11 protein-coding genes are annotated in these 15,294 nt (G+C 56.8%); 10 read left to right on the top strand and 1 reads right to left on the bottom strand.

Features of this window, described 5'->3' with window-relative positions:
* Positions 1–27 precede the first annotated feature (27 nt).
* The 3 genes from A3841_RS11540 (at position 28) to A3841_RS11530 (ending at position 3,072) form a co-directional block, all read left to right on the top strand.
* Positions 28–1,152: a PAS domain-containing sensor histidine kinase gene (locus tag A3841_RS11540; protein ID WP_073852441.1), complete on the top strand. Its 1,125-nt coding sequence runs from the start codon at positions 28–30 to the stop codon at positions 1,150–1,152.
* A gap of 278 nt (positions 1,153–1,430) precedes the next feature.
* A complete protein-coding gene (locus tag A3841_RS11535) occupies positions 1,431–1,829 on the top strand; it encodes a response regulator (protein WP_073852678.1) in 399 nt (132 codons plus the stop codon).
* Positions 1,830–2,019: 190 nt separating this feature from the next.
* Entirely contained in the window at positions 2,020–3,072 is a 1,053-nt protein-coding gene (locus A3841_RS11530) for an FUSC family protein (RefSeq protein ID WP_073852440.1), read from the top strand.
* Here A3841_RS11530 and A3841_RS11525 read toward each other — a convergent pair.
* On the bottom strand, positions 3,069–5,384 hold the full coding sequence (locus tag A3841_RS11525) for a GH92 family glycosyl hydrolase (protein ID WP_073852439.1): 2,316 nt from the start codon (positions 5,382–5,384) through the stop codon (positions 3,069–3,071). The two genes, A3841_RS11530 and A3841_RS11525, sit on opposite strands and share 4 nt — an antisense overlap.
* A gap of 150 nt (positions 5,385–5,534) precedes the next feature.
* Here A3841_RS11525 and namA point away from each other — a divergent pair, with 150 nt between their 5' ends.
* The 7 genes from namA to A3841_RS11490 all read left to right on the top strand — a co-directional run bounded on the left by namA (position 5,535) and on the right by A3841_RS11490 (position 15,168).
* Positions 5,535–6,608 (top strand): NADPH dehydrogenase NamA, encoded by a 1,074-nt coding sequence (gene namA, locus A3841_RS11520; RefSeq protein WP_073852438.1) that lies wholly within the window; start codon positions 5,535–5,537, stop codon positions 6,606–6,608.
* A 54-nt stretch (positions 6,609–6,662) separates the two neighbouring features.
* Positions 6,663–6,950: a GNAT family N-acetyltransferase gene (locus A3841_RS11515; protein ID WP_073852437.1), complete on the top strand. Its 288-nt coding sequence runs from the start codon at positions 6,663–6,665 to the stop codon at positions 6,948–6,950.
* A gap of 120 nt (positions 6,951–7,070) precedes the next feature.
* Positions 7,071–8,717: a M1 family metallopeptidase gene (locus tag A3841_RS11510; RefSeq protein ID WP_073852677.1), complete on the top strand. Its 1,647-nt coding sequence runs from the start codon at positions 7,071–7,073 to the stop codon at positions 8,715–8,717.
* A gap of 512 nt (positions 8,718–9,229) precedes the next feature.
* Positions 9,230–9,898, top strand: a complete 669-nt coding sequence (locus tag A3841_RS11505) for an RNA polymerase sigma factor (RefSeq protein ID WP_073852436.1) — start codon at positions 9,230–9,232, stop codon at positions 9,896–9,898.
* A 206-nt stretch (positions 9,899–10,104) separates the two neighbouring features.
* A complete protein-coding gene (locus A3841_RS11500; RefSeq protein ID WP_083610314.1) occupies positions 10,105–11,154 on the top strand; it encodes an aldose epimerase family protein in 1,050 nt (349 codons plus the stop codon).
* Positions 11,155–11,275: 121 nt separating this feature from the next.
* The gene (locus A3841_RS11495) at positions 11,276–12,685 is read left to right on the top strand and encodes a sugar MFS transporter (protein ID WP_073852434.1); all 1,410 of its coding nucleotides are present in this window, start codon (positions 11,276–11,278) and stop codon (positions 12,683–12,685) included.
* A 191-nt stretch (positions 12,686–12,876) separates the two neighbouring features.
* Positions 12,877–15,168, top strand: coding sequence for a patatin-like phospholipase family protein (locus tag A3841_RS11490; RefSeq protein ID WP_073852433.1), 2,292 nt, complete (start codon positions 12,877–12,879; stop codon positions 15,166–15,168).
* Positions 15,169–15,294 lie beyond the last annotated feature (126 nt).

Here is a 15,294-nt window from a genome sequence, read left to right as displayed (position 1 = left end):
CAACGCCCTACTACAAACTTAATACCCATGGAAAACATCTCTCCACCCATCCAAAGCAGCGCAGGCCTTGCCTCCATGCGCCTGGAGCGGCTGAACCGGCTCCTGTTTAACAACTACCCGGATGCCATCTACACCATCGGCATGGATGGTGCCTTCCACACGGTGAACCATACTGTTTGCCAGGTGCTGCAGCGGACACAGGAGGAGCTGATCGGGCAGAGCTTCCAGCTGTTCATCCACCCGGAGCACTGGGAGGAATCCTCTTTTTACTTTAAAGCGGCCACGCAGGGCCTGCCGCAGCGCTATCAGACGGTGGTGCTGAACGGCAGCGGCGAGACCATTTTCCTGGACGTGACGAATTTCCCGCTAAAGGTGGGGAGTGAGATGGTGGGCATTTTCGGCATCGCCAAAGACATCACCGTGCAGAAGGAACGCGAGCAGGCCATGCTGCGCACCACGCAAGAGCTGCAGCGCCAAAACGAGGAACTGGAGCTGTTCCGTAAAATCATTGCCCACGACTTCCGGAGCCCCATCGCCAGGCTGCTGGGCCTGGGAAGGCTGCTGCAGAAGGACAACCTGCAGGAGAAAACGCAGCAGACCGCGCTGGTGGCCCTGCTGCAGTCGGCACAGCAGCTTGACGGCATGGTGCGCGACCTGAACCAGATGCTGGCGCTGCACCACCAGGGCGACGAGCCCCGCGAGAAGTGCGATGTGGAGGAGCTGGTGCAGCTGTGCGTGGCCAACATCCAGCAGGAGATCAGCAGCGCCGGCGCCACGATAACACTGGCTGGCACTGAGCGGCTGGAGCTTTTTACCGTAAAGGCTTTCCTGGTGAGCATCCTCCAGAACCTTTTGTCCAACGCCATCAAGTACAGATCGTCCGAGCGGCCGCTGGAGGTGAAGATCTCTCTCCGGCAGCTGGGCGAGGAGGCCCTGATCTCGGTGACAGACAACGGCACCGGTATGAATCTGGACAAGATCGGGCCGTCGCTGTTTAAGATGTACAAGCGCTTCCACCAGGAGATAGACGGCAAAGGGCTGGGCCTATACCTTGTAAAAGAGCAGGTAAGACTCCTGCAGGGCCGCATTGAGGTGGCCAGCACCCCGGGTGTCGGGACCACCTTCACCGTCACCCTGCCGATGCATCTGTAATTTTACGTTCTCCAGGTCTTTTCTACAGCGCTTTATACTTTGGCAGCCTGCACTTCCCGGCGCGGCTGCCTGCTTTGTCGGTCATGGCCGGAAAGCTGCCCGCCCCCTAAATCAAACTGAAGCGAAGCGGGCACAAAACCTGCGTTTTCCCGTACATCAAGTTTACCATTGCATCATACTTTCTATTGGAAGTTTACAATACCTGTGTGCGCTGCTGCCTGTTATACTTTGAGGCGGGCGGCGGGCAAAATGGCTGTGTGGGGGATAAACGCAAACCTATGTTTAAGAGTGTGTATATTATCGATGACGACGAGGTGAGCGCATTCCTGACAGAGGCCATGCTTGCGGCGGAGCACTTCGCCCGGAAGTATGACACCTTCCTGAACCCCCAGGATGCTCTGCAGCACCTGCTTCCCCTCCTGCAGCAGGACCAGCGCCGCAGCATCCCCGACGTTATTTTCCTGGACCTGAACATGCCTTACGTGGATGGCTGGCAGTTTCTGGATACCCTTGCCCCGCACGCGCCGCTGATAAAATGCTCCTGCATGCTGTACATGCTCACCTCCTCCCTGGACTTTAATGATGTGAGGCGCGCCCAGAAGTATGATTTCCTGGCAGGCTTCCTGCAAAAACCGATCGAGGAGGAGACAATCAGAGACCTGCTGCACAAGGCCTGAAGTATACTTTAGAAATACGTTTTATACTTCTGATGCCCGCTAATTGCTCCCCCCCGCCATACTTCCTCGCTGCTGGCCACGCCCTCGGGATTTGCATCCTTGCGTTTCAAACTCCCCTATACTTTGTAGCTTTACAGCGCCGTCAGCCGCTCCTTTATAACCTTCGCGGCGGCCACCGGTATAGCAAAACATGCCCAAAACCTTAGACTTCTTCGCCCGCATCGGGCTCTCGCTGCAGATTGTGAAGACGGCGCTGGCCGCCGCCGTATCGTGGCTGGTAGCCACGGCGGTGCTGGGCTCCGAGTATCCTTTCTTCGCCCCTCTGGCTTCCATATTGACCGTGCAGGTGACCGTGGCCGATTCCGTGGACAAGGCCACGCAGCGCATTATCGGTATCATTGGCGGGGTGATGGTCAGCCTGCTCATCGGGCATTGGCTTGGCACCAGCACCCTTTCCATTTTCCTGACCGTTCTGGTGGGCATGGGTATTTCCCAGGCGCTGCGCATGAACCCGCAGGTAGTGTCGCAGGTGGCGGTGAGCTCGCTGCTGGTGCTGGCATTCGGGCTGCAGGAAGAGGGCTATGCAGTGGAGCGGGTGGTGGAAACAGTGATGGGATCGGCCGTAGCGGTGCTGATCAATGCCCTGATCGTGCCGCAAAACGCCATCCCGGAGGTGGAGAAAAGTATACTTGCCCTCGGAAACCAAGGCACCCGGACGCTCGCTTTTTTGGCAGCACAGCTCCGGCAAACAGAGCGGGGGCAGCTGGTGGGGCGGCAGGAGACGGATGACCTGATCGCGGCTACCGAGAAAAGTATAAAAGCGCTGCAACTGGCTGAGCAGAGCCTGAAGTATAACCCTTTCCTGACGAGCAAACGCACCCGCCTGAGCCGTCTGGCCATCGGGGTGAAGCGCCTCGAGCACATCACCACCCAGATCAGGGGCATCCGCCGTGGCATCGCCGACCTCAACTCAGCCCGCATTTTTAAAGCAGACCTGCAGGACACGCGCGCCCTGCAAAAGGCCATGGAAGCTACGGCCGCCTGCATCACCCTGTTCAGCCATACCATGGTTGGTCCGCCGGAAAAGCACCTCCCTGCCCTGCTGGCAAGTATAACCGAAGCGAAAGAGCTGCAGAACCTGTGCCTGAACACACTGCGCAGCATTGGTACCGACCGCACCCTGCGCGACGTAGGCAGCATTCTCACCGACCTGAGCCGGATTCTGGTGGAAGCCGAGCGCTAGCGCCTGCTGAACTGCTTTTTGTTGGGTCTGGCCCCCATGTAAAAGGTAAGCTCGCCGCCGTTGACCAGTTCTGTGTGCGTCAGGTAGCTGCGGTTGAGTGGCTTGCCGTTCAGCTCCATCTTCTGCACATACACGTTTTTATCGCTTTGATTTTTGGTACGGATGGTAAAAGTCTTGCCGTTCTCGAGGTGTATACTTGCCTCCTTCACAGCCGGGCTGCCAATGGCGTACTGCTCCGATCCCGGCGCTACCGGGTAAAAACCTAGGGCACTGAACAGATACCAGGCGCTCATCTGCCCGCAATCATCGTTGCCGCCCAGCCCGTCCACTGTTGGCTTATACATGGCTTTAAGGATCATGCGCACCCGCTCCTGTGTTTTCCAAGGGGCATCGGTCCAGTTGTAAAGGTAGGCCACGTGGTGCGAGGGCTCGTTGCCGTGCACATAGTTGCCGATGATGCCCTCGCGGCTGATGTCTTCGGTATTGGCAAAGTATTTATCCGGCAACTCCATGGTGAAGAGCGAATCGAGGCGCTGCACGAAGCGCTGTTTGCCGCCCATCATACTGATCAGTTGGGCCGGATCATGCGGCACGTAGAGGCTGTAGTTCCAGGAGTTGCCTTCTATAAAGCCCTGTCCGTGCGTGTCCAGCGGGTCAAATTCCTGTTTCCAGGTGCCGTCGCTCAGTTTGGGACGCATGTAGCCGGTGCGGGCATCGTACACGTTTTTATAGTTCTGGGCCCGCTGTATAAACTCCTGGTAGATATCCTGACGGTTCAGCTTTTTGGCCATCTGGGCAATGCACCAATCGTCATAGGCATATTCAAGCGTTTTGGAAACAGAGGAGCTGTTCTTATCCTCCGGCACGTAGCCCAGGTCCATGTAGTAGTCCAGGCCATCGTAGTAGCGGGTGCGGGCGGTGGTCACGCAGGCTTCCAGGGCTTTCTCCACGTCAAAGTCCGCATTGCCTTTGATCACCGCATCGGCAATCACCGGCACGCTGTGGTAGCCGATCATGCACCAGTTCTCGTTGGCGTGGTGCGACCACACCGGCAGCATTTGATGCACGCTCTGCTCGTAGTGCGCCAGCATACTTTTCACCATGTCGGCGTTGCGCTTGGGCTGCACGATGTTAAAGAAAGGATGCAAGGCCCGGTAGGTATCCCAAAGCGAGAAGGTAGTATAGTTGGTAAAACCATCCGCCTGATGAATGTTCTGATCCAGCCCGCGGTAACGGCCATCCACATCCATGTAGGTCGTTGGGCCCAGGAAGGTATGGTATAGGGCCGTGTAGAAGTTCACCAGGTCATCGGGCTTGAGCGCCTTCACCTGAATTTTATTCAGCTCCTGATTCCACTGGGCCTGGCTCTGCTGCTTTACCCCGTCAAAATCCCAGCCGGGCACTTCGGCTTGCATGTTGGCCAGGGCCCCTTCGGTGCTCACCGGCGAGAGGGCGAATTTTACCTGTAGCTGCTCCCCTGCCTGCACGTCAAAATCAAAGTAGGCCCGCAGCTTGGTGCCGGCAAACTCGGGAAAGTTCTTCGTCTGGTCGAACTTGCGCCAGAAGCCTTTGTAGACCTGCGGCTCGGAGAAATCCTGGTTGCCATACTGCTTGATCGGTTTGCTGAAGGACATGGCAAAGTATACCGTGCGGGTGCGGGCCCAGCCGTTGGTCTGCCGGTAGCCGGTCACCAACGTGTCGTTTTCCACACGCACAAAGGTCCACACGTTTTTGCCGTCGTAGTTGTAGATGCCGTGCATCAGGTCCAGGATCACGTGCGCCTCGTCGGCCTTGGGGAAAGTATAGCGGTGCAGGCCCACACGGTTGGTAGCTGTCAGTTCAGCCAGGATGTCGTGGTCGTCGAGCTTTACTTTATAGTAACCCGGCTCGGCTTTCTCGTGTTGGTGAGAAAAAGCGGAGCGATAGCCGCTCTCGGGCCGGTCCTCGGTGCCGGGATTGAGCTGCAGCTTCCCGGTGGTGGGCATCAGCAGAAAATCGCCCAGGTCGGAGTGGCCGGTGCCGCTGAAATGCGTGTGGCTGAAGCCGACAATCGTGGGATCGTCGTACTGGTAGCCCGCACAATATTTATAGACATCCTTGTTATACTTGCCGTCCACGGCGTAGGGAATGGTATCGGTATCGGGGCTGAGCTGCACCATGCCGAAAGGCACCGTGGCGCCGGGGTACGTATGGCCCATTTTGGCGGTACCGATCATCGGGTTGACATACTTTGTCAGATCCAGTGTATTTCCAGATTGCGCCATGGCGAGAAGCGGAAGAAAGGCCAGAGCCGCCAGAAATGTCTTTTTCATACGTAGCTTATACTTTGAGGAGCGAAACTTTAAAGATAGAAATCTCCCTTTTACTCACCTAATGCTTGTGCGATACTTTGAGCCCCAAACCTTGCACCGGGAAAGCTGTTATCCAGAAACGATTTATACTTTCTTAACCTGATTTATACTATGTCCATACTTTTCTCCCCCCTCACACTCCGGGGCATCACCTTTAAAAACCGTATTGCCGTATCGCCCATGTGCATGTATAGCAGCCAGGATGGCTTTGCCACCGATTGGCACCTGGTGCACCTGGGGAGCCGTGCCGTGGGCGGAGCCGCTCTGGTGCTGACCGAGGCCACGGCCGTGGTGCCGGAAGGCCGCATCTCTCCCCACGACCTGGGCATCTGGAAAGAGGAGCACATCGATGGATTGAAACGCATCACCAAGTTTATCACCGCGCAGGGCTCCGTGCCCGGCATCCAGCTGGCCCATGCCGGGCGCAAAGCCAGCCATCACCGCCCCTGGGATGGCGGGGCGGCTATACTTCCGAAGGAGGAAAACGGCTGGCAGACCGTAGCTCCGAGCGCCATACCATTTTCTGATGATAACCCGGTGCCGCACGCGCTGTCGCTGCAGGAGATTGAAAACGTGATCGATGCTTTTGAGGCCGCTGCCAGACGCTCGCTGGAGGCGGGCTTTAAAGTGATCGAACTACACGCCGCGCACGGTTACCTGCTGCACGAATTCTACTCTCCCCTCAGCAACCAGCGCACCGATAAGTATGGCGGCTCCTTCGAGAACCGCATCCGGCTGCTGCTGGAGGTAACGGAACGGGTGCGTAAAGTATGGCCCGGGGAACTGCCATTGATCGTGCGCATTTCGGCTACCGACTGGACCGAGGGCGGCTGGACGGGCGAGGACTCTGTGGCGCTGGCTAAAGAACTGAAGAACCGCGGCGTAGACCTGATCGATTGCTCCACCGGGGGCAACGTACCGCGTGCGTCCATTCCGGTTGGGCCCGGCTACCAGGTGCCGTATGCCGAGCAGGTGAAGCAGCAGGCAGGGATACCGACAGCCGCCGTGGGCATGATCACGGAGGCAAGGCAGGCGGAGGAGATCGTAGCCAGCGGGCAGGCTGATATGGTACTTTTGGCGCGCGAACTACTCCGCGACCCCTACTTCCCGATGCACGCGGCGCTGGAGTTGGGGGCTGAGCACCAGTGGGCGCCGCAGTACGAGCGCGCCAAACCACGTCAATAACCCGAACACGATACAAAAGCAACCGTAAAGCATAGCACATCAACGAAGAGAAACATGAGCACGAACATAATTCACGACGAGGAGGACCTGCGTTTTTACATACCCTTTGAGGGGGAGGAAGACGCGGAACTGACCTACTTTTACACCGAGGACAGGATTCTCGATTTTGAGCATACTTTTGTACCGGACAGCCAGCGTGGCAAGGGCCTGGCCGGCAAGCTGGTGAAGGAGGGGCTGGAGTTCGCCAAGACCAACGATTGCAAGATCATTGCCTCCTGCCCGGTGGTGGAAGCCTACATTGAGCGCCACCCGGAGTATCAGGAGATCGTGCACCCGGTGTAAAGTATAAATTGACGCGGCCTTGTTGCCATACATGACAAAAAAGCTATCTTAGCTATCGCATCCTGCTTGAAGTACTTTGGGCAGGATGTTTTTTTTGATGATCATCCTAACGACGAAAGTATGAAGACCCCTCACATAGTCCGCGCCCTGGCGCTGGGCGGCATCCTCTCCCTGGGCGCCACGGCAGCACAGGCACAGGAATTTACCCGCCAGGACACCCTGCGCGGCAGCATCACCCCGGAGCGCGCCTGGTGGGACCTCACCTTTTACCACCTCAACATTAGCGTGAATCCGCAGGACAGCAGCCTGCAGGGCAGCAACACCATTCGCTACAAGGTGCTGGAGCCGCAGCAGCGCCTGCAGGTGGATTTGCAGCCGCCCATGCGCATCAACAGGGTAACGCAGAGCGGTAAGGAGCTGCCGGTGCAGCAGGATGGCAACGCCTGGTTCGTGCAGCTGCAGGAGCCGCAGCAAGCGGGCCAGGAAAAAGAGATCGAAGTATACTTCGGCGGCAAGCCGCAAGTGAGCGAGAACCCGCCCTGGAGCGGCGGCATTACCTGGACCCACGACGCCAACGGCAAGCCCTGGATAGCCAACTCCAACCAGGGCGACGGCGCCAGTCTCTGGTGGCCCAACAAAGACCACATGTACGACGAGCCCGACAGCATGCGCATTAGCGTGCGGGCTCCCAAGGGGCTGATGGACGTGAGCAACGGCCGGTTGAAAGGCACGCAGGAGCATGCTGATGGCAGCAAGACCTACAGCTGGTACGTGGCCAACCCCATCAACAACTATGGCGTGAATCTGAGTATTGGCGACTATGCTCACTATGCCGAAAAATACCAGGGCGAGAAAGGCCCGCTGGACCTGAACTTTTACCCGCTACGCTATAACCTGGACAAGGCCAAAAAGCAGTTTGCCCAGGCGCACCTGATGCTGCAGGCCTTTGAGCACTGGTTTGGCCCCTACCCTTTTTATGAGGATGGTTATAAGCTGATCGAGGTGCCTTACCTGGGCATGGAGCACCAAAGCGCGGTGACCTATGGCAACGGCTATACCAACGGCTACCGGGGCCGCGACCTGAGCGGCACGGGCTGGGGCCTGAAATTCGATTTCATCATCATCCACGAATCTGCCCACGAGTGGTTTGCCAACAACATCACTTACAAGGATGTGGCCGATATGTGGATTCACGAGAGCTTCACCAACTACTCCGAGTCGCTTTTCCTGGACTACCACTATGGTACAAAGGCAGCAAACGAGTACGTGATCGGGTTGCGCAACATCATCCGGAACGACAAGCCGATCATAGGCACCTATAATGTCAACAAGGAAGGCTCCGGCGACATGTACCCAAAGGGAGCCAACATGCTGCACACCCTGCGCCAGATCGTGAACAACGACGAAAAATGGCGCGGCATCCTGCGCGGCCTGAACGAGGAGTTCTACCACCAGACCGTGACCACGCAGCAGATCGAGGGCTACCTCAGCCAGCACGTCGGCCGCGACCTGACACCGGTTTTCGACCAGTACCTGCGCGATGTGCGCATTCCAAGGCTGGAGTACAAGCTCGACGGAAAAAAGCTGCAGTACCGCTGGGCCAACACAGTAGACAGCTTTAACATGCCCGTGAAAGTATACCTGAACGGCGCGGAGCGGTGGCTGGAGCCAACCATAAAGTGGCAGGAGCTGAAGGTAAAAAAAAGAACCAAGGTGGAGGTAGATCCGAACTTCTACGTGACCGCGCAAAGTATGACTGCGGCTTAAACCTGCCATTCCATACTTTTGAACCACCGCCCTGGCCTGCCGGGGCGGTGGTTCTGCTTTAGAGGCGAGCGGGGCAAGGCCATTTTTATACTTGTTATACTTGCGGCGGCAAGTATGGCGTAGAACAAACGTTTGACAAGGTGTAAATAGCTCCTTTTGGATACTTATACTTCAAAAGCATAGAGGCCCCGCAAGCTCTCCATTTTTCTTTGCAAGAAAAAAGATGCTTCTCCAGCGCCTAAAGGCAACTGTAACAGGTGAGTACGCACCCAATGTTTAAACAATCTCTATAGTACCATGCGACATCATTTTAATTATGGTGTTAATAGTGGTAAATTTGTGCGATTCTGGTTCCTGCGGAGTTTTGAAAAGGAGGGTTAACATACTCCTGGAGGCTCCACCGAGACACGCTGCAGGCTAGGATCCAGGTGCTGTAAGTATGAAGTGCGGCTGCAAGAACCGCTGCTACAGAAACAAGCAGGCATCAGAACTGCATAAAAACCACGGTTCGTATGGAAGAACTGGAAATATGGAATAGGTTTAGGGAAGGAAGCGAGGCTGATTTCACCCTCTTGTACAAGCGCTATGCACCTGTTATGCTGCGCTATGGCCAGCGCCTTTCCCCAGACCCGGACCTGGTGAAGGACAGCATCCAGCAGGTTTTCTTCCAGGTATGGAAGAGCAGGCAAAACCTATCTGCCCCACCGAGCGTGAGAAATTACCTGCTGAAGGCTTTCCGCTGCGAACTGGTTAAAAAAGCAACCTTCAAAAGCAAGTATGAGCCCCTCCCCGACGACACAATCATGGGCGCAGAGGACTCGCATGAGGCGGAACTCATCCAACTGCAGTCGTCTGAGAGTGACAGACAGAAGCTACACCTGCTGCTCAAAAACCTGCCGGAGCGCCAGCGCGAGGTAATCTTCCTGAAATATTACACCGGCCTGCCCTACGACGAGATCTCCGATATCTTGGGCATCGACCAGAAATCGGTGTACAAGCTTACCTATAAAGCCATAGATAAGCTGCACTGTCTTTTTCATGGGAAGGAGCAGGCGGAAACTTCTTCTTTACGCAAACGTGTGCGCAACCTGGCAAGCAGCCTGAGCCCATCTTCAGAGGCGCCTGCCAATGAGCTGGACTCGTTGGCAGGCAGCCGTGCGCTGGTGCTTAACCTTGAGTAAAGCCACTCCTCTTTTTTCCGGAAACTACAGCTATCCTCTGCCTTACTGTTGGCTTTTAGCGCGAAACCCGCTATCTTTTCTCCCGATTATACGAACACCGGCACCCTCGTTCATACTTTGCTAACACGCTCTCTTTGCCCTTGCGGCCCGGATGGGCTAACACAGCAGCAACGGGTTGCAGGTATTACATCCACCGAAACCAGACCATGGATATTAAGAAAGAAGCTTTTGGCACCGCCCCGGACGGGCAGCAAGTATACCTGTACACCCTCACCAACCCGCAGGGCGTCACGGTGAAGATCACCAACTATGGCGCCATCGTGACCTCCTTTGTAACACCGGATAAAAATGGCGAGATGGGTGATGTGGTAGCAGGCTTTGATGACCTGAGCGGCTACATCCCCAACGACCCGCACTTTGGCGGCGTGGTGGGCCGCTTTGCCAACCGCATTGCCTACGGCAGATTCACCCTGGATGGGCAGGCCTATACTTTACCTGTAAACGATGCGCCTCATCACCTGCACGGCGGCTACCAGGGCTTTGACCGGGTCGTGTGGCAGGCCGAGGAGCTGCCGCAGCAAAATGCACTGAAGCTAACATACATGAGCCCGGATGGCGAAGAAGGCTATCCCGGCAACCTGACGGCCACAGTGGTTTATACTTTAACGGCAGACAATGCGCTCCAAATCGACTACAGCGCCACCACGGACAAGGCCACGCCGGTAAACCTGACGAACCACAGCTACTTCAACCTCTCGGCAGGCAAGGCAAACGATATTAGCGGGCACCTTATTCAGATCAACGCAGAGAAGTATACGCCGGTGGATGAAACCCTTATACCAACCGGGGAACTGGCAACGGTGGCGGGCACGCCCCTGGACCTGCGCCAGCCGCAGCCCATAGGCCAGCACCTGCACGAGCTGCCAGGCGGCGGGTACGACCATAACTTTGTGCTGAACAAAGGCAATGAACGCATAACCACGGCAGCCGAAGTATACGACCCGGCCTCGGGGCGCGTGCTGGAAGTATACACCACCCAGCCCGGCATTCAGCTTTACACCGGCAATTTCCTGGATGGCTCGCTCACGGGCAGAGACGGCAATACATACACCAGGCACTATGCCTTCTGCCTTGAAACGCAGCACTTCCCGGACTCCCCGAACCAACCAAACTTCCCGGACACCATACTCAGGCCCGGCGAAACCTACCGGGAGACGACCATCTATAAACTATCTGTAAGCGAGCACAAACGATAACGTACGCTGTTGTTGTGTCCTAAACACGTGCAACAGCCGATTTTTAAATGTAAATTGCTGCAACCCAACGAGCGCGCAGATCTTATCAAAACCTTAAACAAGTATAAACTTACGACTTACTATGGCTGGCACTTCGCAAACCAATGTTAAAACACCCGCTTCGCAGGAAGTAACCGAGAATTACAGAGGTCCTCTGGTTACGGTTACCCTGCTCTTCTTTATGTGGGGATTCATCACCTGCCTCAACGATATTCTCATACCTAAGCTGCAGCAGGTGTTCACGCTGGAGCTGTGGCAGGCCATGCTCATCCAGACGGCCTTCTTCGGGGCGTACTTCTTCGTCTCACTCCTGTACTTTATACTTTCCATCACCAAGGGAGACCCTATTCGCAAGATCGGGTATAAGAATGGTATCATTGTCGGCCTGGTTGTGGCGGCGGTGGGCTGCGTGCTGTTTTACCCGGCGGCCTCCACGCTGAGCTACGGCTTCTTCCTGGGCGCCTTGTTCGTGCTGGCCTCCGGCATCACCATCCTGCAGATCGCGGCGAACCCCTACGTGGCCATACTTGGTCCGACGGAGGGAGCTGCCAGCCGCCTGAACATGACGCAGGCCCTTAACTCGCTGGGCACCACGATTGCCCCCATCATCGGCGGCTACCTGATCTTCGGCGCGGTAAACGCTGCCGACACAGGCGCTGACTCCGTTAAGATGCCCTACCTGGGCCTGGCTGCTGCCCTGCTGGCCATCGCACTGCTTATCAAAGCCTCAAAACTGCCAAGCATTCAGAGTTCCGACGAGATCACGCCGGGCGCGGGCGCACTGCGTTACCGCCACCTGGTGCTGGGCATTATTTGTATTTTTGCCTATGTGGGCGGCGAGGTGGCCATTGGCAGTGCGCTGATCAACTTCTTCAGGCTGCCGGAAATCGCCGGACTGGAGGAGGCGGAGGCCGGGCACTTCCTTGCCTTTTACTGGGGGGGTGCCATGGTGGGCCGTTTCTTTGGCGCCATAGCCCTCTCTAACTCCAAGAACACTACCGGTAAGTATGCTGTGATGGGTGGTATCGCATCCGTGGTATTTGTGCTTCTCTTCACCGCCTATGGCCTGAACGAGGCCCTGATCGTGCTTGGCCTGATCGCCCTGAACTTTACCGTGCTGCTGCTGGGCCGCTTTATCCCGAGCAAAACGCTGGGCTACTTTTCTGCCACCGTGGTCGTGCTGCTGCTCATCACCAGCTTTGCCTCTGGGGCCGTGGCCATGTGGGCGGTTATCGCCATCGGCCTGTTCAACTCCATCATGTTCCCTACCATCTTCACGCTGGCCATTAAAGGCTTGGGCGTGCATACCAGCCAGGCATCCTCGCTGCTGGTGATGGCGATCGTGGGTGGCGCCATTGTGCCGCCGCTGCAGGGCGCCGTGGCCGACATCACCGGCAACCTTCAGATATCGTTCCTGGTGCCGCTGGTATGCTACCTGTACATCATGTACTATGGCTTCGCCGGGTCAAAGATCAAAGACGAAACGCTCTAGCGTGCCATTCATACTTTAGGAAAGCCGGCCTGCTCCACAGGCCGGCTTTTTTATGGGCTTCCCTCTAAAAAAAGCGGCACCCCTTAGCCGCTTGTACAGAATTGCTTAACTTTCGCGCTCCGGGTGTTTATACTTTGGCCCATACTTTTAGAGTTTACTAGGGAGGCACCCGCCCGACCCGATACTTCCTGATGAGACGTTACCTCCTATCCGTACTGCTGCTGCTCTATACCTTCGCTCCTGCGCAGGTAGCGGCTCAGGCATGGCCCGAGCGCCCCGCCAAGCGCCCGAAGATTGGGCTGGTGCTAAGCGGGGGCGGCGCGAAAGGCATGGCGCACATCGGTTTCCTGAAGGTGATGGAAGAGGCCGGCATACGCCCGGATTACATCACAGGCACAAGTATGGGCAGCCTGGTGGGCGCCCTCTACGCCCTGGGCTACTCACCCCGCGAGATAGAGGAGATAGCCTTAGGACAGGATTGGGAGATGCTGCTGAGCAACCAGGTGCCCCTGAGCCAGATCGCCATGGAAGAGAAGGAATATTACGGGCGCTACCTGCTGGAATTGCCCGTGAACGGCACCAGGATCAGCTTCCCGAGCGGGCTAATTGAAGGGCAGGCGCTGAATAACCTGCTGATCCGCCTTACCCGTGGGGCGCACAACATACGGGACTTCGGGCAGCTGCCCATCCCTTTCGCCTGCCTGGCCACCGACCTGGCCACCGGCGAGAAGGTCGTGCTGCAGCAGGGTTTTCTGCCGGAGGCGTTGCGGGCAAGTATGGCCATCCCCACCGTGTTCACCCCGAGCAAGATGGACGGCCGGGTGCTGGTGGACGGTGGCCTGGTGCAGAACTTCCCGGTGCAGGAGGTGCTCGACATGGGGGCCGACTTTGTGATCGGCGTGAACGTGGGCAGCGGACTGGAGCCGGAGAAGAACCTGAAATCCATGCTGGACGTGCTGGTGCAGGCTACCTTCTTTACCAGCGCCTCTAACCTGGAAAGCGAGAAGAAGAAAACGGATTTTCTGGTGGATATCCTCCCCTACCTGGAGGGATACAATACGGGCAGCTTCGCCGATACCGAAAAGGTCATTAAAATCGGGGAGCATGTGGCGCGGGAGTATGAAGATAGCCTGCGCTCCCTTGCGGCGTACATGCACTCGTTCAGGGAACCGATGCACCAGCCAGATCGCAGCAGCCTGGAGGACTCGGTAAAGGTAGGCCAGGTCCTCATCAGCGGCACGAACGCCACCCCACGGCGTATTCTGCGCCGTCGCCTACGCTTGCAGGAAAACGAGTCCACCACCATCAGCACCATTGAAAGCCGCATCGAGGTCCTCTACGGCACGGGCCATTTCAACAAGGTATCCTACGCCCTGGTGCCCACCGACAGCAGCCACCTGCTACAGGTAAATGTGGAGGAGGCGGCGGAGGGAGCCCTTAAGACAGCCATCTATTACGACTCTGAGAACCGGGCCGGCGCCACCGTTAACTTTACCCGCCGCAACCTGTTCTGGCAGGGCTCCCGCTTTGTAGCCGAGGTAGACCTGGGCCAGAACATCCGCAGCGATGTGAACTACCTCAAGTACATGGGCTATCGCTACCACATTGCCGCCAAACTGGGTAGCCAGTACTACAAAAACGATATCTCCATTTTTAACGAGAGCGGCAATAAGGTGGCCATCCTGCAGCAGAACATCAACCTGGGCACACTGGGCTGGCAGACCACCACCAACAACACCTGGACACTGGGGCAGCAACTAGAGTACAAACTCGCGCGCTTCTACCCGCAGGTGGCGGGGCAAATCAATCTGGACTCCCTGACGGTGGACATCAGTACGCTGGAGCAGTTGAAGGTGCGCAACTGGACCTTTTCCACCTTCTTCCGCCTGAACACGCTGGACCGGCTTGCGTTTCCCACCCGTGGCTGGAAAGTTGACGTGCAGGGCAGCTATATCCTCGGCAACCGGTTTACCTTACGCGCCCGGCAGGGGCAGCAGAACCTGGAGAACAGCATCCGCAACAACATAGACCCCTACTTCCGCGTCTCGCTTAGGGCGAGCGGTGTTGTGCCGCTGCGCCGCAACCTCAGCCTGCTCCTGCGCCAGGGCCTTGTGATGTATACCAGCAACGACCTGCCCATTGGAGAGGAAAGCCTGATAGGAGGCTATACTTCGGTGCTGCCCAACATGGTGGAGTACCGCGCAGCGGAGCCTTTTGCCTACTCAGCCGATAACCTGTTATATTCGGGGCTTGGGCTGCAGGCCGAGTTGCGGAAGAAGCTATACCTGCAGCTTAGCTCCACCCTGATGAACACCAGCCTGCTGCACGGCTACCGCACCCTGCGCGGCGAAACCACCCGCCTGGGCTACAGCGCCACGCTTGGCTACCTCACGCACGCAGGCCCTATAACAGCGGGCGTAGCCCACGAAAGCCGCTCCGACTGGCGCGGCTTTATCAGCCTGGGCTTCAGGTTGCCGTGGTAATGCACAATATACTGTAGTAAATTCTTTTATTTTTCTAATAATCGCCCGCCCGTAGCAACTTTTATTTACGCTATAGAGTATAGATGCTACATCCATAATACCAACACTTACTTATTTTATTCAAAA

The organism is Pontibacter flavimaris (assembly GCF_001907195.1).
Classification (GTDB): Bacteria; Bacteroidota; Bacteroidia; order Cytophagales; family Hymenobacteraceae; genus Pontibacter; species Pontibacter flavimaris.
Note: the sequence above shows the minus strand (reverse complement) of the source record. Positions and strands in the feature narration are given on the sequence as shown.